Source organism: Microbacterium sp. JC 701 (assembly GCF_021026215.1).
Classification (GTDB): domain Bacteria; phylum Actinomycetota; class Actinomycetes; order Actinomycetales; family Microbacteriaceae; genus Microbacterium; species Microbacterium algihabitans.
The window spans coordinates 396,967-417,018 of the sequence record NZ_JAJNCV010000002.1 but is presented as its reverse complement, the minus strand read 5'-3'; the positions used below and the strand labels follow the sequence as shown (position 1 = coordinate 417,018).

The window sequence follows — 20,052 nt, the reverse complement described above, 5'->3', positions numbered from 1 at the left end:
GCGCTCCCCGTGTTCCACGGGCGCGGCGAGCAGCTGCGGGTGAGTCCCCTCACCGTCGGGGGTATGACCCGCGGCGCCCGGCTGATCGTGCGTGATCGTCCGGACGCCGCGCTGACGACGCTCGTCGAGGCCCTGCGCGCCGAGCGATTCGACGTCGGCGACGACCGGATGTCGAAGGCGTTGTCGGCACGCGGCTCGGAATGGATCGCGCAAGACCTGCGCATCGGAGCCCCCGCCCCGACGTGGTCGTCGGGCATCGTGGATGCCGCCGTGCAGCACACCCCGCTCGCCTTCGTGCCCGGTCTCCGCCGCCGGGCGACCCCGACGGTCGTCATCGCGAGCGCCCGCGCGCACGACGAGGGTGCGGAGCTCGTGGTGTTCTCGCACCCGACGCTGGTGGGCTGGACCACGGCGAACGACGCCGCGCACCTCGTCAGCGCCGCGCTCGACCGCGTCGAGGCGCAGTACGCGCCGGCGGGGCTGCTGGTCTCGCGGGAGGCGCTGCGCGGGATACCGAATGACGGGGCTCCCGCCTCGCAGGCCTTCGTGCGCGACGTGCTCGGCTGGCGCTGACGGATCGCGGGAGGGCGCCGTGCAGCAGGTGCCCAGGCCGGGGGCCGACACGAGGTTCTGCGGCGGGCAGGATGGAGGGATGCTCTCGGATCTCTCCATCCTGCCCGTCGCCCTCTCGAGCCGAGCAGGGGAGGTGCAGCTGCGTCGAGCCGTTCCCGGCGACCTGCCCGGATTGATGGCGCTTCTGTCGGACGACCCGATCAGTGCGGCCCGCGGTGATCGTGGCGACGACTCCGACGAGGAGGCCTACGCCGCGGCGCTGCGAAGCGTCTTGAACGCTCCGCTGAACGACCTCCTCGTGGTCGACGACGCGGCCGGCCGTCTGGTCGGCACCCTGCAGCTCACCGTCATCCCCGGCATGGCTCGGCGCGGTGCCACCCGCCTGCTCGTCGAGGCCGTGCGCGTGTCGTCGACCGAGCGATCGTCGGGCATCGGCACCGCCGTCATGCAGTGGGTGATGCACGTGGCCGCCCCGGCGACCGGCGCGACCCTCGTGCAGCTGACCTCCGACGCCGCGCGCGTGGACGCCCACCGGTTCTACACGCGACTCGGCTTCGTCGACTCGCACGTCGGCTTCAAGTACGCGGTCTGACGACGTCGGGCCCAGCCGCACGACGCGACCGGGCCCGACATTCGGCCGACCTCAGCCGGCGAGACCGCGTCGTTCGAGGAGCGGCTGGATCTCGGCATCCCGACCCCGGAAATCGCGGTACGCGGCGAGAGGATCGCCGGAACCGCCGACCCCCAGGAGCCTCTGGCGGAAGCGGTCGCCGTTCTCGCGCGTGAGGCCGCCGTTCTCGCGCGTGAGGCCGCCGTTCTCGCGGAACCACTCCACGGTGTCGGCGTCGAGCACCTCGCTCCAGATGTAGGAGTAGTAGCCGGCGCTGTAGCCGCCCGAGAACACGTGGGCGAAGTACGTCGAGGCGTAGCGGGTCGGAACGGTGGGGTTGTCGAGGCCGATGCCGGCAAGGGCGCGCGCCTCGAAGGCCGCGACGTCGATGTCGGCCGACGCCTCATCGACGGACAAGCCGTGCCACGCCTGATCGATCCATGATGCGGCGAGGTACTCGCTCGTCGCGAAGCCCTGGTTGAACGCCTCGGAGGCGTGCAGGCGCTCGACGACGTCGGCCGGGAGCGGCTCGTCGGTGTCGATGTGACGGGCGTAGTTCGTGAGGACCTCGGGCCAGAGGATCCACATCTCGTTCACCTGGCTGGGGAACTCGACGAAGTCGCGGTAGACGGCCGTTCCGCCGAAGTGCGGGTAGGTCACGGTGGCGAAGAGCCCGTGCAGGGCGTGGCCGAACTCGTGGAAGAGGGTGGTGACCTCATCCAGCGTGAGAAGCGTCGGGGTCCCGGGCGCCGGCTTGTTCACGTTGAGGTTGTTGACCACGATCGGGGCCGTGCCGCGCAGGGCCGACTGCGTCACGATCGAGTTCATCCACGCGCCGCCGCGCTTGCTGTCGCGCGTGTACAGGTCGAGCAGGAACAGGCCGAGCTCGCTGCCGTCAGCGTTGTGCACCTCGAACACGCGGACGTCGGGGTGGTAGCCCTGAAGATCGTGACGTTCGGTCATGCGGATGCCGTAGAGCTTCTCGGCCGCGAAGAACACGCCGTCGCGCAGCACGCGCTCGGCCTCGAACCACGGACGCAGGGCAGCGCGGTCGAGGTCGTAGCGCTCGGCGCGGACCTTCTCGGTGTAGAACGCCCAGTCGTGGGCTTCGATCCGGATGCCATCGACATCGGCGATCTTCTGCAGGGCCTCTTGCTCGGCGCGGGCGTTGGCGGCAGCGGGGGTGGCGAGTCGACGGAGCAGGTCGCGCGCGGCATCCGGAGACCCCGCCGTCTGATCGGCGAGGACGGCGGCGGCGTGCGAGGGGTAGCCGAGCACCTCGGCGCGCTCGGCGCGAAGGCACACGATCTCGCGGAGCACCGCGCGGTTGTCGTTGTCGTTGCCGCGGGTGGCGCGCGAGCGCGAGGCCTCGAGCAGGCGGCGGCGGCTCTCGCGGTTCGTGAGCGAGGCGAGCAGGGGGTGGCCGGTGTACAGCGTGAGGTTCACGACGTAGCGTCCGTCGAGGCCGCGGCTCGTGGCCGCCTGCGCCGCGGCCGAGAGCTCGCCGTCGCTCAGGCCGTCGAGTTCGTCGGCGGTGTCGAACACCACCGCGAGCTCGTTGGTGTCGGCGAGCAGGTTCTTCTCGAACGTGGTCGTCAGCACCGACAGTCGCTGGTTGAGCTCGGTGAGCTTCTGCTTCTGCGCGTCGTCGAGACCGGCACCGGCCAGCGACATCTCGCGGTGGTACCGCTCGACGAGGTAGCGGCTCTCGGCATCGAGGTCGAGGCCGTCGAGCTGCGCGTGCACAGCGGCGATCCGCGCGAACAGGTCGGCGTCGAGCTGGATCGCGTCGCGGTGCGCCGACATGAGGGGAGCGAGCTCTTCTTCGACGGCCTGGATCGCGAGGGTGCCGTCGGCGGATGCCACGGTGTAGAAGGTGCGCGCGACCCGGTCGAGCACCTGCCCGCTGCGCTCCAGCGCGACGAGGGTGTTCGCGAACGTGGGCTCGTCGCTTTGCGCGGTGATCGCGTCGACCTCCGCCCGCTGCGCGGCGAAACCGGCGCGGAACGCGGGGAGGTAGTGCTCGACGTCGATGCTGCCGTAGGGCGGCAGGTCGTAGGGGAGCGAGGGCGGCGCGAGGAGGGGATTGTTCACGGCATCCGTCATCGGTCCAGCCTAGGCGCAGTCTGCCGTGCGATGCAGAGAACATGTTGCAAAGAAGCGCTTGCAAAGGTAACTTTGCAGTCATGGTCGAGCAGCCGAAGCCCCGCGAAGAGCGTGTTCTGGATGCCGGGGCACTCCGCGCCCTGGCGCACCCGCTGCGCGTGCGGCTCTATGACATCCTCAGCCAGTACGGCCCGCAGACCGCGAGCAGCCTCGCGGAGCTGACGGGGGAGTCGACCGGAGCGACGAGCTACCACCTGCGAGCGTTGGCCCGTCACGACCTCATCCGCGAGGTCGCCGACCGCGGCACCGCGCGCGAACGCTGGTGGGAGCGCCCCGCCGGCAGCGTCACGCTGACGAACCCCGAGCTCGAGCACACGCCGTCGGGACGCGCCGTGATGGAGGCTGTGCACTCCGAGACCCTGACGCTGCGCCACCAGCAGCTCATGCACTTCGCCACCCACGGGTGGGACGAAGACGAAGAGTGGCGCGAGGCATCGGTGATCTCGACCGCGACCGCGCGCCTGACCGCCGAGCAGTCGCGCGACCTCGTGCAGCGCATCGGCGCCCTCATCGACGAGACCGTCCAGCGCTACCGCGACCAGACGGGCGAGGGCGTGCGCCCCGTCACGATCCGCAACGACGTCTTCCCCCTGCCGACCGAGAGGGGCTCCGCATGACCGCCGTCACCCGCACCATCGTTCTGCCGGTGCGCCCCACCCCCGTCGAGGCGGCACTGCTCGCGTTGTCGCGGGCGATGACTCGTGTCGCCGAGGAGCGGATGCGCCGTCGCGCGTGGGCCGTCGAGGCGGAGCCGGCACGGCGAGCCGGCCGTGCCGCATCGCAGGCGATGTCGGCGGATGCCCCGCGGTACCTGTTGCCGCGGTGACGCCGGCGGTTCCTGAGCTTGTCGAAGGGCCAGCGACCCGCGTGCAACCCAGGTCCCTGAGGTTGTCGAAGGGACCGGAACCCGCGTGCAACCCAGGTCCCTGAGCCTGTCGAAGGGACCGGAATCCGCGCGCAACCCAGGTCCCTGAGCTTGTCGAAGGGACCGGGACCCGCGCGCCCCCGGTGGCTTCGACAGGCTCAGCCACCTCGCCCAGCGACTCGCGCGCCCCCGGTGGCTTCGACAGGCTCAGCCACCTCGCCTCAGGCCCGACAACCTCGCAACCCAGGTCCCTGAGCCTGTCGAAGGGACCGCGACCCGCGTGCCCCCGGTGGCTTCGACAAGCTCAGCCACCTCGCCCAGCAACCCGCGCGCCCCCGGTGGCTTCGACAGGCTCAGCCACCTCGCTTCAGGCCCGGCAACCTCGCAACCCAGGTCCCTGAGCCTGTCGAAGGGACCGCGACCCGCGCGCCCCCGGTGGCTTCGACAAGCTCAGCCACCTCGCCCAGCAACCCGCGCGCCCCCGGTGGCTTCGACAAGCTCAGCCACCTCCCCGCCCCGGAACGCAAAGAGCCCGCCGACGCACGAAGGCGTCGACGGGCTCAGCAGCGCGAACCCGGAGGCTCAGGCGAACTCGGCGTCGTCGTCGTAACGCACGACGACCTCGCCCGCGGCATCCTGGCTCACGATGACCCCGGTGTCGAGCTCGGCGACGGGGCGCCCCTCGAGGAAGGTCAGCGTCCACTTCGGAGCGGGCGCGCTGAGCCCGTCGGGGTTCAGCGCGGCTTCGACGGCGGCGATCTGGGCGTGAAGGACCTCGGGAACAGCCTTGGGCGGCTGTTCGCGGGCGGTCCAGCGGGTTCCGAGTTGCATCAGGCCTCCTGGGGTGCGAACACGATGTCGGTCACGGTGGTGGTGTCGGCCTCGGCGAACGAGATCGTCTCGATACGTCCCACGGCGCGCAGATCGCCCTCGGCGAGGCGCAGGGCCTCGACGTTCGGCCCCGACACGGTGAGCGAGGTCACCTGCGTCTTCTGCGAGGCCTTGGCCTCGGTCTTGGCGCGACGGATGCCGATGAGCGCGGCGCTCACCGCGGTGAGAACGGCCGGGTCGCCCTCGATGCCGAGCGGCTCGGGCCAGGCCGCGGTGTGCACCGAGCCCTCTTCGAACCACGACCACACCTCTTCGGACGCGAACGACAGCACGGGCGCGAACAGACGGACGAGCGTCGACAGCGCCGTGCGCAGCGCGAGGGCGGCCGAGGCCTGGCCCACGTCGGACTGGTCGTACGCGCGCTCCTTCACGAGCTCGAGGTAGTCGTCGCAGAACGTCCAGAAGAACGACTCGGTGATCTCGAGCGCCCGCGCGTGGTCGTACGCCTCGAAGGCGGCGGTGGCGTCGCGCACCACGGCATCGAGGGTCGCGAGCATCGACGCGTCGAGCGCGTGCGTCACCGCGGCGCCCTCGGGCACGGGGAACGACAGCACGAACTTCGCCGCGTTGAGGAGCTTGATCGCGAGGCGGCGACCGATCTTCACCTGCGTCGGGTTCTGCGGGTCGAACGCCGCGTCGGTACCCAGGCGGCTCGACGCCGACCAGTAGCGCACCGCGTCGGAACCGTGCTGCTTGAGGATGTCGGCGGGAGTGACGACGTTGCCCTTCGACTTCGACATCTTCTTGCGGTCGGGGTCGACGATGAAGCCCGAGATCGCGGCATCCGTCCACGGGCTGCGGTCGTCTTCGAGGGCGCTGCGCAGCATGGTCGAGAAGAGCCACGTGCGGATGATGTCCTGCCCCTGGGGGCGCAGGTCGAACGGGGCCACGAGGTTCCACAGCTCCTCGTCGCGCTGCCAGCCACCGGCCAGCTGCGGGGTGAGCGACGAGGTCGCCCACGTGTCGAGGATGTCGCGCTCGGCGTCGAAGCCGCCCGCCGCGCCCCGCTGGTCTTCGGTGTAGCCCGGGGGCACGTCCACCGTCGGGTCGACGGGCAGCGAGGCGAGATCGGGGGTCAGCACGCGCGAGTAGTCGCGCTCACCACTGTCGTCGAGGCCGTACCAGACCGGGATCGGCACGCCGAAGAACCGCTGACGCGACACGAGCCAGTCGCCCGTGAGGCCGCTGGTCCAGTTCTCGAAGCGCACGCGCATGAAGTCGGGATGCCACGACATCTCGCGACCGAGCGAGATGAGGCGCTCGCGCAGCTCGGCGTCGCGCGCGCCGTTGCGGATGTACCACTGGCGCGTCGACACGATCTCGAGCGGGCGGTCGCCCTTCTCGAAGAACTTCACGGGGTGCGTGAAGGGCTTGGGGGCGCCCTCCATGGCGCCGGACTCCTGCAGGAGCTCGACGATGCGCTTCTTGGCGCTGAACACGGTCTTGCCCGCGAGCTCGTCGTAGGCCGCCTTCGCGGCATCCGTCACGATCACATCGGGGGCCTCGGCCACGATGCGGCCGTCCTTGCCGATGATGGTGCGGTTCGGCAGGTCGAGCTCGCGCCACCAGATGATGTCGGTCACGTCGCCGAAGGTGCAGATCATGGCGATGCCCGATCCCTTGTCCTTCTGCGCGAGGGGGTGCGCGAGCACCGGCACCTCGACGTCGAACAGAGGCGTGCGCACGGTCGTGCCGAACAGCGGCTGGTACCGCTCGTCGTCGGGGTTGGCCACCAGCGCCACGCAGGCCGGCAGCAGCTCCGGGCGGGTGGTCTCGATGAACACATCGCCCGAGCCGTCGGTCTTGGCGAAGCCCACCCGGTGGTACGCGGCGGGCTGGTCGCGGTCTTCGAGCTCGGCCTGGGCGATCGCGGAGCGGAAGTCCACGTCCCACAGCGTCGGGGCCATCGACTGGTACGCCTCGCCGCGCTCGATGTTGCGCAGGAACGCCAGCTGGCTCGTGCGGATCGAGTCGTCGGAGATCGTGCGGTAGGTCTGCGTCCAGTCGACGCTGAGGCCCAGCTCGCGGAAGAGCTCCTCGAACTGCTTCTCGTCTTCGATCGTCAGCTGCTCGCACAGCTCGATGAAGTTGCGGCGGCTGATGGGCACCTGGTCGGCGGCCTTGCTGCTCTTGTTGTCGCCGCCCGCGAACGGAGGGGTGAAGTCGGCGTCGTAGGGGAGCGAGGGGTCGCAGCGCACGCCGTAGTAGTTCTGCACGCGGCGCTCGGTCGGCAGGCCGTTGTCGTCCCAGCCCATGGGGTAGAACACGGTCTTGCCGCGCATGCGCTCGAAGCGCACCTTCACGTCGGTGTGCGTGAACGAGAACACGTGGCCGATGTGGAGGCTTCCGGATGCCGTCGGCGGCGGGGTGTCGACGGAGTACACGCCCTGGCGGCCGAGCTCGGCGGCGCGCAGGCGGTCGAAGACGTAGGTGCCGCGTTCACGCCAGGCGGCGTCCCATTTCTGCTCGAGGCCTTCCAGGGCGGGCTTGTCGGGAATGGTGGCCATAGGGGTACTCCTCGAGCGATATGGGCGGCACTGTGTGAGCGTGCCTGATGGGTTCTGCGTCCACGATACCGGGGGTCTCGCGCGAGCGCGCGTCGTGGCGCGCAAGCTCAGCGATTCGCGCAGATTCAGCCCGGCGGGGCGAATGCGGGCTGAGCTTGTGGGGATTGCTGAGGTTGCGTGGACATGCGTCACGTGCCGCGCGGTGTGAGGGAATCGCGCATCCTCAGCTTGCGAGGGTGGATGCCGACTGAGATTGCGGGGATCGCGGAGGTTGCGCGGACGAGCACGCAATCGGCGCCCGCACAGGGTCAGGGATTCGCGCACCTTCAGCTTCCGGAGGCGGATGCCGACTGAGATTGCGGGGATCGCTGAGATTGCTCCATCTGCAGCGATTGCGTGTTGGCATTCCTCCCCAGCGGGATGTTCATCCACAGGGGTCGCCGCGGTGCGTTTTTGCTGCTCCAGGCGGGCGACGATGGCGCACATGGATGACGCCCTCGCCCGTGCCGTCGCAACGCGAACCGCTGAACTCGGAGGCGTTGTCCGCCCGACCCGTCTCATCCGCGAGGGGCACAGCCGACACCGGATCTCCCAAGCGCTCCAACGTGGATTCGTTCTGAGGGTCAGGCGGGACTGGATCGCGCTTCCGACGGCCGACGCACACGTGGTCTCCGCCGCGCGAACGGGCGTCGTGCTGTCGTGCGTCACCGCCGCCGACAGGCGTGGGCTGTGGGTCGCCGAACGGCCGGACAAGCCACACGTCGCGTATCCCGGCCGGGGAAGGGTCGCAGGTCCTGCCGCCGTCGTGCACTGGCAGCGGGCTATCGTCCCTCGGCATCCGGATCTGCTCGAAGACGAGATCGAGAACATCCTGCTCACTGTCGCCTCGTGTCAGCCGTACGAGGCGGCTCGCGCGATCTGGGACTCCGCGCTGAACAAGAAGCTGGTCGATCTGGCGCACCTACGCCGTCTGCCCTGGACCGGTGCCGCACGCCGGCTCGTTCGAGAGGCGTCGCCCTGGGCCGACTCCGGGCTCGAGACGTTCGTGATCGTCCGACTGCGGTGGATGGGTCTCCCCATCCGATCGCAGATCTGGATCCACGGTCATCGCGTCGACTTCCTCATCGGAGAGCGGCTCGTCCTTCAGGTGGACGGCGGACACCACGTCGGGGCGCAGCGCACGGAAGACATCCGCCACGACGCGGAACTGATGCTGCTGGGCTACCACGTCATCCGCGTGGGATACGAGCAGGTCATGAACCGCTGGCCCGAGGTGCAGGAGCAGATCATGCACGCCGTGGCGCAGGGGCTGCACAAGGCGTGAGCGGTCGCGCACACTCAGCGATTCGCAGATCTTCAGCAAGATGGGGCGGATGCCGACGGAGGTTCTGCGAATCTCGGAGGTGAGGCGGGTTGCGAGCAAGACGCCGGCCTCGCAGCTCAGCAATCCGCACGGAGTCGCCCATCCGCGCGACCTCGGTGCCGAAAGACGGATGCCGACGGAGACTGGGCGTACCACTGAGGTGGTGAGTTCCTGTGGGTACACGGTGCCGCTCTCGCAAACTCAGCGATTCGCACATCCTCGGCCCGCCGGGGCGGATGCCGACGGAAGTTCTGCGAATCGCTGAGCTTGTGAAAGCCCGTGAATGCGGTGCTGCTTTCGCAAACTCGGCGATTCGCACGTCCTCGGCCCTGAGGGGCGGATGCCGACTGAGGTTGTGAGAATCGCTGACTTTCTGCGGCGGGGCACCCGCCCGCGTTCGCTGTGAGCGCGCGCGGCGCCGCGGACTTTCCGCACCCGGTCCAGGAACCCCGGTAAGCTGAAAGCCTTCCCACCAGAGATTCCGAGGTTTCTCCATGCCTTCTTCGCTTTCGCGCCGCGTGCTGTCGGCTGTCGCCGTCGCGGCCGTCGCCGCCCTCTCGCTCTCGGCCTGCGCCGGGTCGGACCCCGCCGCGCAGGGCGACGGCGAGGTCGTCTGGGCGATCGAGGGAGCGAACCTCTCGGCCGGGCACATGGATCCGCAGACCAGCCAGCTCGACGTGTCGGCGATGGTGCAGCGCGCGGTGCTCGACTCGCTCGTGTTCCAGGAGGCCGACGGTACGTTCTCGCCGTGGCTCGCCGAGTCGTGGGACGTCGAGGACGGCGGCGCGAGCTACCTCTTCCGCCTGCGCACCGACGTGACCTTCCACGACGGCACCCCTTTCGACGCGGCCGCGGTCAAGGCGAACTTCGACCGCATCGTGAACCCCGACACCGCTTCGGCGCAGGCGGCCAGCATGCTCGGCGGTGACCTGTACGCGGGCACCGATGTCGTCGACGAGCACACCGTGCGGGTGCGCTTCACGCAGCCCTACGCTCCGTTCCTGCAGGCCGCCAGCACCGCCCTGCTCGGCTTTTACTCGCCCAAGGTGCTCGAGACCAAGGCCGACCAGCTGAAGGCCGGCGGTCCCGACGTGACCGTCGGCACCGGCCCGTTCGAGCTCACCGAATACACGCCCGACCAGGACATCGTGTACACCCGCAACGACGACTACACGTGGGGTCCCGACGGCGGTGGCAAGCCGAGCTTCAAGACGCTGCGCGTCGACATCCTCCCCGAGGCGTCGGTGCGCGTCGGTGCGCTCTCGAGCGGACAGGCCGACGTGGTGACCAACCTGCCGCCGAACCTCGTGCAGCAGGTTCCCGCCGACGACACCGTGAAGTCGATCGCCTACCCGGGCCTGCCGTACTCGCTGTTCCTCAACGAGAAGTACGGCGTCTTCGCCGACCAGAAGGTGCGTCAGGCGTTCACCCGCGCGATCGACGTCGACACCGCGGTGAACGAGATCTTCTTCGGTCAGTACCCCCGCGCCTGGAGCGTCCTCGGCGCGACGACCCCCGGCTACGACGCGAGCCTCGAGAACTCCTGGCCCTTCGACCAGGCTCAGGCCAACGCCCTTCTCGACGAGGCCGGATGGACGGGTCGGGATGCCGACGGCATCCGGACCAAAGACGGTCAGCGTCTCACCGCCCGGTGGATTGCCTGGACCCCGGTTCCCGACGACCGCGCCGCACTCGCCAACGCCGTGCAGAGCGACCTGAAGGCCGTGGGCTTCGACCTGCAGCGCGAGGTGCTCGAGCCGGGTGCCTACAACGAGCAGTACGGCCCCAAGACCTACGACGTCACCGACTGGGGCTTCTCGGGCGTCGACGCCGACCTGCTGCGCAGCCACCTCGCCACCGACGGGTTCCAGAACGCCTCGCAGGTGAGCGACCCCGCCCTCGACGCGCTGCTCGAGCAGGGCGCCTCGACGACCGACCCCGCCGCCCGCAATGCGATCCACGCCCAGGTGCAGCAATGGAACGCCGACCAGGCCACCATCGTGCCGCTGTACAGCCCGGCCCTGATCAGCGCCGTGACCCCGAAGGTCTCGGGTCTGACGTTCGACCTGTACGGCCGTCCGCTCTTCGCGACCGCTACGGTCGGCTGAGCCGTCGGGTCTCAGACACACTATTCGGATGCCACGCTCTCGCTCGCACGTACTGCTGACGCGCCTCGGCGGGATCGTGGCATCCGTCGTCCTGGTGCTCTGGGGAGCGGCGACGCTGGCGTTCATGGCGTTCCGGATCATCCCGGGCGACCCGGTCGACGTGCTGCTCGGACCGCAGGCGCAGGTGAGCGAGGCGGTCAAGGCCGGCATCCGCAGCGACCTGGGTCTCGACCGACCCGTGCTCGAGCAGTACGCGACCTTCCTCGGCAGGCTCGTGCGCGGCGACCTCGGTGAGTCGTACCAGCTGCGCCAACCGGTCGTCGAGGTCATCGGGCGCCAGCTCGCCCCGACTCTGCAGCTCTCCGCGCTCGCGCTGGTGATCGCCGTGGTGCTGGCCCTCGCCTCGTCGCTGCTCGTGCGCGGGCGGACCGGTCGGGCCGTGGCATCCGGGATCGAACTCGTCGTGCTGTCGTCGCCGGTGTTCTGGACGGGGCTGCTGCTGCTGAGCGTCTTCTCGTTCCAGCTCGGGTGGTTCCCAGTGTCGGGGGCGCGGGATGCCGCCGCGATCGTGCTGCCCGCGGTGACCCTGGCCCTGCCGATCGCGGCGCTGCTGTCGCAGGTGCTGCGCGACGGCGTCGAAGCGGCCGAGCGCGAGCCGTTCCTCACCACCGTCCGCGCGCGCGGGGCGACGCCCCTGCGCGAGAGCGTGCACCACACGCTGCGCCACGCGAGCGTCGGGGGAGTGACGCTCGCGGCCTATCTCGTCGGGTCGCTGCTCGGCGGCGCGGTGCTGGTCGAGACCGTGTTCGCCCGACCCGGCATCGGCCGCGTGACGCTGACGGCGATCACCGACCGCGACCTGCCGGTGATCACGGGCGTGATCCTGCTGAGCGCCCTCGTCTTCGTCGTCGTGAACACCGTCGTCGACCTCGTCGTGCCCCTGATCGACCCGCGCCTGCGCACCGCCGCGCCGGCGGTGGCCGCCCGAGCGGCGGTGCCGTCGTGAGCGCCCCCGTCACGCTGCGGCAGCGCACCCTCCGCGGTCAGGCCGCCGCGCTGTGGATCGCCGGCGCCGTGCTCGCCCTCATCGCCCTGGCCGCCGTCGCCCCCGGGCTGCTCGCGACCCACGACCCGCTGCTGACCGACGTGCGCGCTACCCTGCAGCCGCCCAGCGCCGCGCACTGGTTCGGCACCGACCAGAGCGGACGCGACGTGTACTCGCGCGTGATCTACGGGGCCGGACGCTCGGTCGGCATCGGCCTGCTCGCCACCGGCCTCGCCCTGGTCGTCGGGGTGATCGCCGGTTCGCTCTCGGCCGTCGCGCCGCGATGGGCGGATGCCGCGGCCATGCGCATCGTCGACGTGCTGCTCGCGTTTCCGGAGTTCCTCGTCGCCCTGCTGGTCGTCGCGGTGCTCGGTCCCGGCCCGGTCAACGTCGCGGTCGCCGTGACCATCGCCGCGGTGCCCGTGTACATCCGCCTGGCGCGGGCGCAGACGCGCACCCTCGCCGCAACCGAACACGTCGAGGCCGCACGGATCATCGGGGTGCCGACCGCCGTCGTGCACGTGCGGCACGTGCTGCCCGGCGTGCTGGGCGCGGTGAGCGTGCTGGCCACGATCGGCATCGGTACCTCCATCCTCGCCGCCGCCGGGCTGAGCTTCCTCGGGCTCGGCCCCACCGAACCCACCGCCGAATGGGGCCTCATGCTCTCCGCCGGACGCAACCTGCTGCTGCAGGCGCCGTGGGTAGCCGTCTTCCCCGGGCTCGCGATCACCGCGACCGTCGTGAGCGTCAGCGTGATCGGCCGCATCCTGCGCGCCCGCGCCGAGGAGCGCGACGCATGAGCGGGCTGCGGGTGCGTGGACTCCGCATCGACGGACCGACCGGCGCGATCGTGCGCGGGCTCGACCTCGACGTCGCCCCGGGCGAATGCGTCGCGATCGTGGGGGAGTCGGGCACCGGCAAGTCGGTGAGCGCCCGCGCCCTGCTCGGCCTCCTGCCCGCGGGCCTCACGGCTCGCACCGACGAGCTCGAGGTCGACGGCGTCGACGCCCGATCGTTCGGCGAGCGGCAGTGGCGCGGGCTGCGCGGCGACCGGATCGCCCTCGTGTCGCAGGACGCCCTCGTCTCGCTCGACCCGCTGCGACGCATCGGTGCCGAGGTGGCCGAGCCCGTCCGCATCCATGAGCCCGACGTGCGGGGAACGGCCTTGGCCGTACGCGTGCGCGAGAGCCTCGAGCGCGTGTCGCTGCCCGAGCCAGACACGCGAGCACGTCAGTACCCCCACGAGCTGTCGGGAGGTCTGCGCCAGCGCGCGCTGATCGCCTCCGCTCTCGCCGCGAACCCCACCGTGCTGGTCGCCGACGAGCCCACGACGGCGTTGGATGCCACCGTGCAGGCGCGCGTGCTCGACCTGCTGCGCCGCATCGCCGACGACGGCGTGGCCGTGGTCTTCATCAGTCACGACCTCGGGGCGGTCGCCCGCGTGGCGGATCGCGTCGTCGTGATGCACGAGGGGCGCGTCGTCGAGACCGGGTCGACCGCCGAGGTGCTCGCTTCTCCGCGCGACCCGCACACGCGCGCGCTCGTCGAGGCGGTGTCGCACGAGCCGCTCCGCCGGGCACCGCGCACCGACGCCCCGATCTTCACCGCCGACGCGCTGATCAAACGCTTCGGCGACCGGGCCGCGGTCGACGACGTGTCGATCGAGGTGCGCCGCGGTCGGACCCTCGCGGTCGTGGGGGAGTCGGGGTCGGGCAAGACGACCCTCGCGCGCCTGATCGTCGGAGTGACGGATCCGGATGCCGGGACCATGACGTTCGCGGGCCGCCCCTGGTCGTCGCGGGTCGCCCGCGGCGCCGCGCGGACCCGCGTGCAGCTCGTGCAGCAGAACCCGTGGGGCGCCCTCGACCCCCGCTGGACGGTCGGCCGCACGCTCACCGAGGCCGTGGCCGCCGGGGGAGTCGCGCGTTCCGAACGTCGCTCCGCCGTCGCCGCGCTGCTCGAAGAGGTGGGCCTGTCTCCCGCGTTCGTCCGGCACCGGCCCGCGCAGCTGTCGGGCGGGCAGCGCCAACGCGTCGCGATCGCCCGCGCCCTCGCCGTGACGCCCGACCTCCTCGTGCTCGACGAGCCGGTGTCGGCGCTCGACGCGTCGGTGCGCGCGCGGATCCTCGACCGCCTGCGCGCCCTGCAGACCGAGCGCGACCTCGCGATGGTGTTCGTCACGCACGACCTCGACGTGGTGGCCGGCATCGCCGATGACGTGATCGTCATGAAGGACGGGCGCGTCGTCGACTCGGGCACCGTGTCGTGCGTCTTCGCGGCTCCGCGGCATCCGTTCACCCGAGAGCTGCTGGCCGCGGCGGGTCTGGGCGCGCCCGGGGTGTGAGCCGGGGGTCGTGTCCGGCCCTTCTGCCTCCTCCGTTGAGTGTCCATAACACCCGGACGAGACCGCCCCCGCGTCCGGGTTTCTTGGACGCTCGACCGCCGCGCACACCCCGCAGCGCGCCGCGCGCGGCTCGCGTAGACTGGACGCACACGCACCGATCCGGCCATCACCGGGGAGCACGCGGAAGAACGTCCGGCCCTTCGACTCGCTCAGGGACCGGATCAGTAGAACCGCGCGGGGCAGGCCCGTCACAGCCGCAGTGAGAGTGGCACCGGTCCCGAACGGGGGCGGCGCAACGCGGGGTGGTACCGCGGTCCGCACGGATCGTCCCCGCAGGTGGATCCCAACCTGCGGAGAGACATGACCTACCCACGCCCCTCATCCTTCGGCCCGGCCGCTGACGCGCAGAGCGTCGCCGCCACGGCATCCGTCGTTCCGAGCCCCCGCTTCCCGTCGATCGAGAACGACACGCTCGACTTCTGGGCGCACGACGACACCTTCCGTGCCTCGATCGCCAACCGCGAGGGCGCCGAGGAGTGGGTCTTCTACGACGGCCCGCCCTTCGCCAACGGCCTTCCGCACTACGGCCACCTGCTCACCGGCTACGCGAAGGACGTCTTCCCGCGTTTCCAGACGATGCGCGGCAAGAAGGTCGACCGCGTCTTCGGGTGGGACACGCACGGTCTTCCCGCCGAGCTCGAGGCCATGAAGCAGCTCGGCATCACCGAGAAGGACGAGATCGAGGCAATGGGCGTGGCGACCTTCAACGCCAAGGCCCGTGAGTCGGTGCTCGAGTACACGCGCGACTGGCAGGACTACGTCACGCGTCAGGCCCGCTGGGTCGACTTCGAGCGCGGCTACAAGACGCTCGACACGACCTACATGGAGAGCGTGCTGTGGGCGTTCAAGACGCTCCACGACAAGGGTCTCGCCTACGAGGGCTATCGCGTGCTGCCGTACTGCTGGCGCGACGAGACGCCCCTGTCGACGCACGAGCTGCGCATGGACGACGACGTCTACAAGATGCGTCAGGACCCCTCGGTCACCGTGACTTTCCCGCTCGTCGGGGCCAAGGCCGAGGCGCTGGGTCTCACGGGCGTCCGCGCGCTGGCGTGGACGACGACGCCGTGGACGCTCCCGACGAACCTCGCGCTGGCCGTGGGTCCCGGCATCCGCTACGCCGTGATCGAGGGCGGGCCGAACGGTGCCGCCGACGTGCACCGCGCTCCCGACGGCACGCCCGACGAGGCGTTCGAGGCCGTCGCCCACCGCTACCTGCTGGCCGAAGACCTGCTTCCGGGCTACGCCAAGGACCTCGGATACGAGAGCGCGGATGCCGCCCGCGAGGCCGTGCAGTCCACGATCTTGGGCTCCGAGCTCGAGGGCGTGTCGTACGACCGCCTCTTCGACTACTACGCCGATGCCTCGGTGTGGGGCACGCAGGACGCCTGGAAGATCCTCGTCGACGACTACGTCACCGTCAGCGACGGCACGGGCATCGTGCACCAGGCTCCGGCCTACGGTGAGGACGACAAGCGGTTGGCGGATGCCGCGGGCCTGCCGACGATCATCTCGCTCGACGACAGCGGCCGCTTCCTGCCCGCCGTCGCCGACGTCGCCGGCGAGCTGTGGATGGAGGCCAACCGCCCTCTGATCCGCCTGCTCAAGCAGGACGGGCGCCTGCTGCGCGAAGCCTCGTACGAGCACTCGTACCCGCACTGCTGGCGCTGCCGGAACCCCCTGATCTACAAGGCCGTGTCAAGCTGGTTCGTGCGCGTGACCGACATCAAGGACGACCTGCTGGCCAACAACCAGCAGATCACCTGGGTGCCCGAGAACGTCAAGGAGGGCCAGTTCGGCAAGTGGCTCGAGGGCGCGCGCGACTGGTCGATCAGCCGCAACCGCTACTGGGGCTCGCCGATCCCGGTGTGGAAGAGCGACGACCCGAACTACCCGCGCGTCGACGTCTACGGCTCGCTCGCCGACATGGAGGCCGACTTCGGCCGCCTGCCGGTGAACGCCGACGGCGAGGTCGACCTGCACCGTCCCTACATCGACGACCTCACGCGTCCGAACCCCGACGACCCGACGGGGAAGTCGACGATGCGCCGCATCGAAGACGTGCTCGACGTGTGGTTCGACTCGGGCTCGATGCCGTTCGCGCAGGTGCACTACCCGTTCGAGAACCACGAGTGGTTCGACGAGCACGCCCCCGCCGACTTCATCGTCGAGTACATCGGGCAGACGCGCGGCTGGTTCTACGTGATGCACGTGCTCTCGACCGCGCTGTTCGACCGTCCGGCGTTCACCGGCGTCTCGTGCCACGGCATCGTGCTGGGCAACGACGGGCAGAAGATGTCGAAGTCGCTGCGCAACTACCCCGACGTGCGCGAGGTGTTCGATCGCGACGGGTCGGATGCCATGCGGTGGTTCCTGATGTCGAGCTCGGTGCTGCGCGGGGGCAACCTCGTCGTGACCGAGGAGGGCATCCGCTCGGGCGTGCGCGAGTTCCTGCTGCCGCTGTGGAACGCGTGGTATTTCTTCGCGACGTACGCCAATGCTTCGGCGGCGCCGGTGGCTGAGCCTGTCGAAGCCTCCGGCCCCGGGGCCGCGGGGGTACCGGCGGCGACCGGCGGATACGACGCCGAGTGGCGCACCGACTCCACCGACGTGCTCGACCGCTACATCCTGGCGCTCACCGGCGACCTGGTGACGAACGTCGCCGCCGACCTCGAGGGTCTCGACTCCACGACGGCCGCCGAGCGCCTGCGCGACTTCGCCGAGGTGCTGACCAACTGGTACATCCGCCGCTCGCGCGACCGCTTCTGGGTGGGCGTGACCGACGACCCGCGCAGTCGCGAGGCCTTCGACACGCTCTACACCGTGCTCGAGACGCTGACCCGCGTCGCGGCCCCCCTGCTGCCGCTGGTCACCGAGCGCGTGTGGCAGGGCCTGACGGGCGGGCGCAGCGTCCACCTGACCGACTGGCCCGACGCCGCGGCGTTCCCCGCCGCCGAAGATATCCGCACCGCGATGGACACCGTGCGCGAGGTCTCGAGCGTCGCCAACGCGCTGCGCAAGCGCGAAGGCAAGCGTGTGCGCCTGCCGCTGCCGCGTCTCACGGTGGTGACTCCGGATGCCGCGGGCCTGGCCCAGTTCGACGACATCCTCCGCGAGGAGCTCAACGTGAAGAGCGTCGAGCAGGTCGCCCTGCAAGACGGGACGGCCGCCGAGTACGGCATCACGCACCGCCTGTCGGTCAACGCACGCGCCGCCGGACCCCGCCTGGGTAAGCAGGTGCAGCAGGCGATCAAGGCCGCCCGCGAGGGCGACTGGAGCGAGGTCGACGGACGGGTCGTCGCGGGCGGCATCGCCCTCGAGCCCACCGAGTACGACCTGGTGGTCGAGACGGCGGGTCGCCCCGAGGGCGAGGCGTTGGCCGTGCTCGCGCGCGGCGGTTTCGTGCTGCTCGACACCGTGACCACTCCCGAGCTCGAGGCCGAGGGACTGGCCCGCGACATGATCCGCGGCATCCAGGACACCCGCAAGGCCGCCGGCTTCGACGTGAGCGACCGCATCTTCCTCTCGCTCACCTTCGTCGAAGACGCCGACGCGCAGGCCGTGGCCCAGGCGTTCGACGTCGCGGGCGTGGCATCCGAGACCCTCGCCGAAGCCGTCGTGCTCGCCGGTCCCGAGGGTCGCCTGATCGAGCGCGGCGAACTCGCGCCGGCCGAGTACGAGACCGTCATCGACGCCAAGACCTACGCGAACGTCGGCGCCGTCACGGTGGCCGTCGCGCGGATCGGAGCCCCCGCATGAGCGATCGCACCAGGGCGGACGCCGTCTACTCGGCGCTGCTCGAACGCCAGGGCGAGCAGTGGGTGCAGCCGCGCGTCGAGCGCACGCGCCGCGTGCTCGAACTGTTGGCCGACCCGCAGCGGACGTACCGCGTCATCCACGTGACGGGCACGAACGGCAAGACCTCGACCAGCCGCATGATCGAGAGCCTGCTGCGTGCGATGGGGCTTCGCACGGGCCTGTTCACCAGCCCGCACCTCGAGCGCTTCACCGAGCGGATCCTCATCGGCGGAGAACCCGTGGCCGACGCCGCGATCGCCGATGCGTGGGACGAGATCCAGCCGTTCGTGGGCATGGTCGACGGCGAGCTCGAAGCCGCCGGAGACGCCCCGCTGACGTTCTTCGAGCTGCTCACGGTGCTCGCGTTCGTCGTCGCGGCCGACGCGCCGATCGACGTGCTCGTGCTCGAGGTCGGCATGGGCGGGGAGTGGGACTCCACGAACACCGCCGACGGCGACGTCGCGGTCTTCACCCCGATCGACATCGATCACGTCGACCGTCTGGGCTCGACGATCGCCGAGATCGCCACGGTGAAGGCCGGCATCATCAAGCCGGGTGCCGCTGTCGTCGCGGCCGCGCAGCCCGACGAGGCCCTGCGCGCGATCCGCGCTCGCGCCGAGAAGGAGGGCGCCACGGTCGCGGTGGCCGGAGACGGCTTCGCCCTCGAGGGCCAAACCCTCGCGGTCGGCGGGCAGCAGCTCGACATCCGCGGGGTCGCGGGTGCGTACCGCGAGGTCTACCTGCCGATGTACGGCGCGCACCAGGGCGCCAACGCGGCCCTCGCCGTCGCCGCAGTCGAGTCGCTCATCGGGGGAGGCACCCAGCCCCTCGCCGCCGACGTGGTGGCCGACGGCATCGGCAACGCCACCTCGCCCGGCCGCCTGCAGCTCGTCGGCACCGCACCGACCGTGCTGGTCGACGCCGCTCACAACCCTCACGGCGCCCGCGCGTTGGTCGCCGCCCTCGACGAGGCCTTCGACATCGACGAGTGGGGCGCCGTGGTCGGCATCCTCGACGGGAAGGACGCGGTCGGCATCATGTCGGCCCTCGTCCCCGCCGTCGCGCGCGTGTTCGCCACGGCTCCCGACAGCGACCGCGCGACCGACCCCGACGTGATCGCCGATGTGGCCGAGGCCGCCGACCTTCCGGTCACCGTGCACCCGACCCTCGAAGACGCCGCCGACGCGGCGCGCGCGTGGGCCACGGAGTCCGACCGCCGGGCCGTCGTCATCGCCGGATCCGTCGTGCTCGCCGGAGAAGCCCTGCGCCTGTCGGAGCTCGAGGACTGGAAGTCGGGGTGGCAGGCGTGAGCCCGCGTGAGCCCCGCGCTCCGCGCCCCCGGCGCCAGCGCGGCGCGCAGGAGTCGCTCGGCTCCGTCGTGCTCGGCTTCGAGTCGATCATCGTCTTCCTCGGCGGTCTCGTCGTCTACGGCCTCAAGGTGCTCCCCGCGGGCATCGAGCCGTGGTGGGGGATCGTCGGCGGTGTCGTCATGGCGATCGCGATGGTCGCCGTCTCGGGCCTGCTGCGTCACCGCTGGGCGCTCTTCGCCGGGTGGGGCCTGCAGGTCGTGCTGCTGCTCGCCGGTTTCCTGGTTCCGGCCCTCGCCGTGGTCGCCGTCATTTTCGGCGGCATGTGGGCGTATGCGACGATCAAGGGAGCGGCGCTCGACCGACGCAACGCCCGGCTCGCCGCTGACCCCGACCTCTCGAACGGAGAATGACC

15 protein-coding genes are annotated in these 20,052 nt (G+C 70.7%); 12 read left to right on the top strand and 3 right to left on the bottom strand.

What is annotated here, in order from left to right:
* Nucleotides 1-39: 39 nt before the first annotated feature.
* Nucleotides 40-573 (top strand): hypothetical protein, encoded by a 534-nt coding sequence (locus LPW41_RS09865; RefSeq protein WP_230704715.1) that lies wholly within the window; start codon nt 40-42, stop codon nt 571-573.
* Nucleotides 574-652: 79 nt separating this feature from the next.
* Nucleotides 653-1,165: a GNAT family N-acetyltransferase gene (locus LPW41_RS09860; protein ID WP_230704714.1), complete on the top strand. Its 513-nt coding sequence runs from the start codon at nt 653-655 to the stop codon at nt 1,163-1,165.
* 51 nt (nt 1,166-1,216) lie between these two features.
* Here the strand turns inward: LPW41_RS09860 and LPW41_RS09855 are convergent, their stop codons facing one another.
* The gene (locus tag LPW41_RS09855; RefSeq protein ID WP_230704713.1) at nt 1,217-3,289 is read right to left on the bottom strand and encodes a M3 family metallopeptidase; all 2,073 of its coding nucleotides are present in this window, start codon (nt 3,287-3,289) and stop codon (nt 1,217-1,219) included.
* Nucleotides 3,290-3,369: 80 nt separating this feature from the next.
* On the opposite strand from LPW41_RS09855, the gene LPW41_RS09850 reads away from it, so the two are divergent.
* Both LPW41_RS09850 and LPW41_RS09845 read left to right on the top strand, forming a co-directional pair.
* Nucleotides 3,370-3,966 (top strand): helix-turn-helix domain-containing protein, encoded by a 597-nt coding sequence (locus LPW41_RS09850; protein ID WP_144785255.1) that lies wholly within the window; start codon nt 3,370-3,372, stop codon nt 3,964-3,966.
* The gene (locus LPW41_RS09845) at nt 3,963-4,175 is read left to right on the top strand and encodes a hypothetical protein (RefSeq protein ID WP_144835359.1); all 213 of its coding nucleotides are present in this window, start codon (nt 3,963-3,965) and stop codon (nt 4,173-4,175) included. Before LPW41_RS09850 ends, LPW41_RS09845 begins: the two co-directional genes overlap by 4 nt.
* A 621-nt stretch (nt 4,176-4,796) precedes the next feature.
* Here the strand turns inward: LPW41_RS09845 and LPW41_RS09840 are convergent.
* Both LPW41_RS09840 and valS read right to left on the bottom strand, forming a co-directional pair.
* Entirely contained in the window at nt 4,797-5,045 is a 249-nt protein-coding gene (locus LPW41_RS09840; RefSeq protein ID WP_056231099.1) for a hypothetical protein, read from the bottom strand.
* On the bottom strand, nt 5,045-7,612 hold the full coding sequence (gene valS, locus LPW41_RS09835) for a valine--tRNA ligase (protein WP_230704712.1): 2,568 nt from the start codon (nt 7,610-7,612) through the stop codon (nt 5,045-5,047). The genes LPW41_RS09840 and valS overlap by 1 nt, the downstream gene beginning before the upstream one ends.
* A gap of 805 nt (nt 7,613-8,417) precedes the next feature.
* Between valS and LPW41_RS09830 the strand changes: the two genes are divergently transcribed.
* The 8 genes from LPW41_RS09830 (at nt 8,418) to LPW41_RS09795 (ending at nt 20,050) form a co-directional block, all read left to right on the top strand.
* A complete protein-coding gene (locus LPW41_RS09830) occupies nt 8,418-8,936 on the top strand; it encodes an endonuclease domain-containing protein (RefSeq protein ID WP_230704711.1) in 519 nt (172 codons plus the stop codon).
* A 533-nt stretch (nt 8,937-9,469) separates the two neighbouring features.
* A complete protein-coding gene (locus LPW41_RS09825) occupies nt 9,470-11,083 on the top strand; it encodes an ABC transporter substrate-binding protein (RefSeq protein ID WP_230704710.1) in 1,614 nt (537 codons plus the stop codon).
* A gap of 28 nt (nt 11,084-11,111) precedes the next feature.
* Complete coding sequence (locus tag LPW41_RS09820; protein ID WP_154096560.1) at nt 11,112-12,089, top strand: ABC transporter permease; 978 nt, start codon at nt 11,112-11,114, stop codon at nt 12,087-12,089.
* Nucleotides 12,086-12,928 (top strand): ABC transporter permease, encoded by an 843-nt coding sequence (locus tag LPW41_RS09815; protein ID WP_230704709.1) that lies wholly within the window; start codon nt 12,086-12,088, stop codon nt 12,926-12,928. The genes LPW41_RS09820 and LPW41_RS09815 overlap by 4 nt, the downstream gene beginning before the upstream one ends.
* On the top strand, nt 12,925-14,472 hold the full coding sequence (locus LPW41_RS09810) for an ABC transporter ATP-binding protein (RefSeq protein WP_144835397.1): 1,548 nt from the start codon (nt 12,925-12,927) through the stop codon (nt 14,470-14,472). Before LPW41_RS09815 ends, LPW41_RS09810 begins: the two co-directional genes overlap by 4 nt.
* Nucleotides 14,473-14,832: 360 nt before the next feature.
* On the top strand, nt 14,833-18,291 hold the full coding sequence (gene ileS / locus LPW41_RS09805; RefSeq protein WP_230704708.1) for an isoleucine--tRNA ligase: 3,459 nt from the start codon (nt 14,833-14,835) through the stop codon (nt 18,289-18,291).
* Entirely contained in the window at nt 18,288-19,640 is a 1,353-nt protein-coding gene (locus LPW41_RS09800; RefSeq protein WP_230704707.1) for a folylpolyglutamate synthase/dihydrofolate synthase family protein, read from the top strand. Before ileS ends, LPW41_RS09800 begins: the two co-directional genes overlap by 4 nt.
* On the top strand, nt 19,628-20,050 hold the full coding sequence (locus LPW41_RS09795; protein WP_144835403.1) for a DUF4233 domain-containing protein: 423 nt from the start codon (nt 19,628-19,630) through the stop codon (nt 20,048-20,050). Before LPW41_RS09800 ends, LPW41_RS09795 begins: the two co-directional genes overlap by 13 nt.
* Nucleotides 20,051-20,052: the final 2 nt, after the last annotated feature.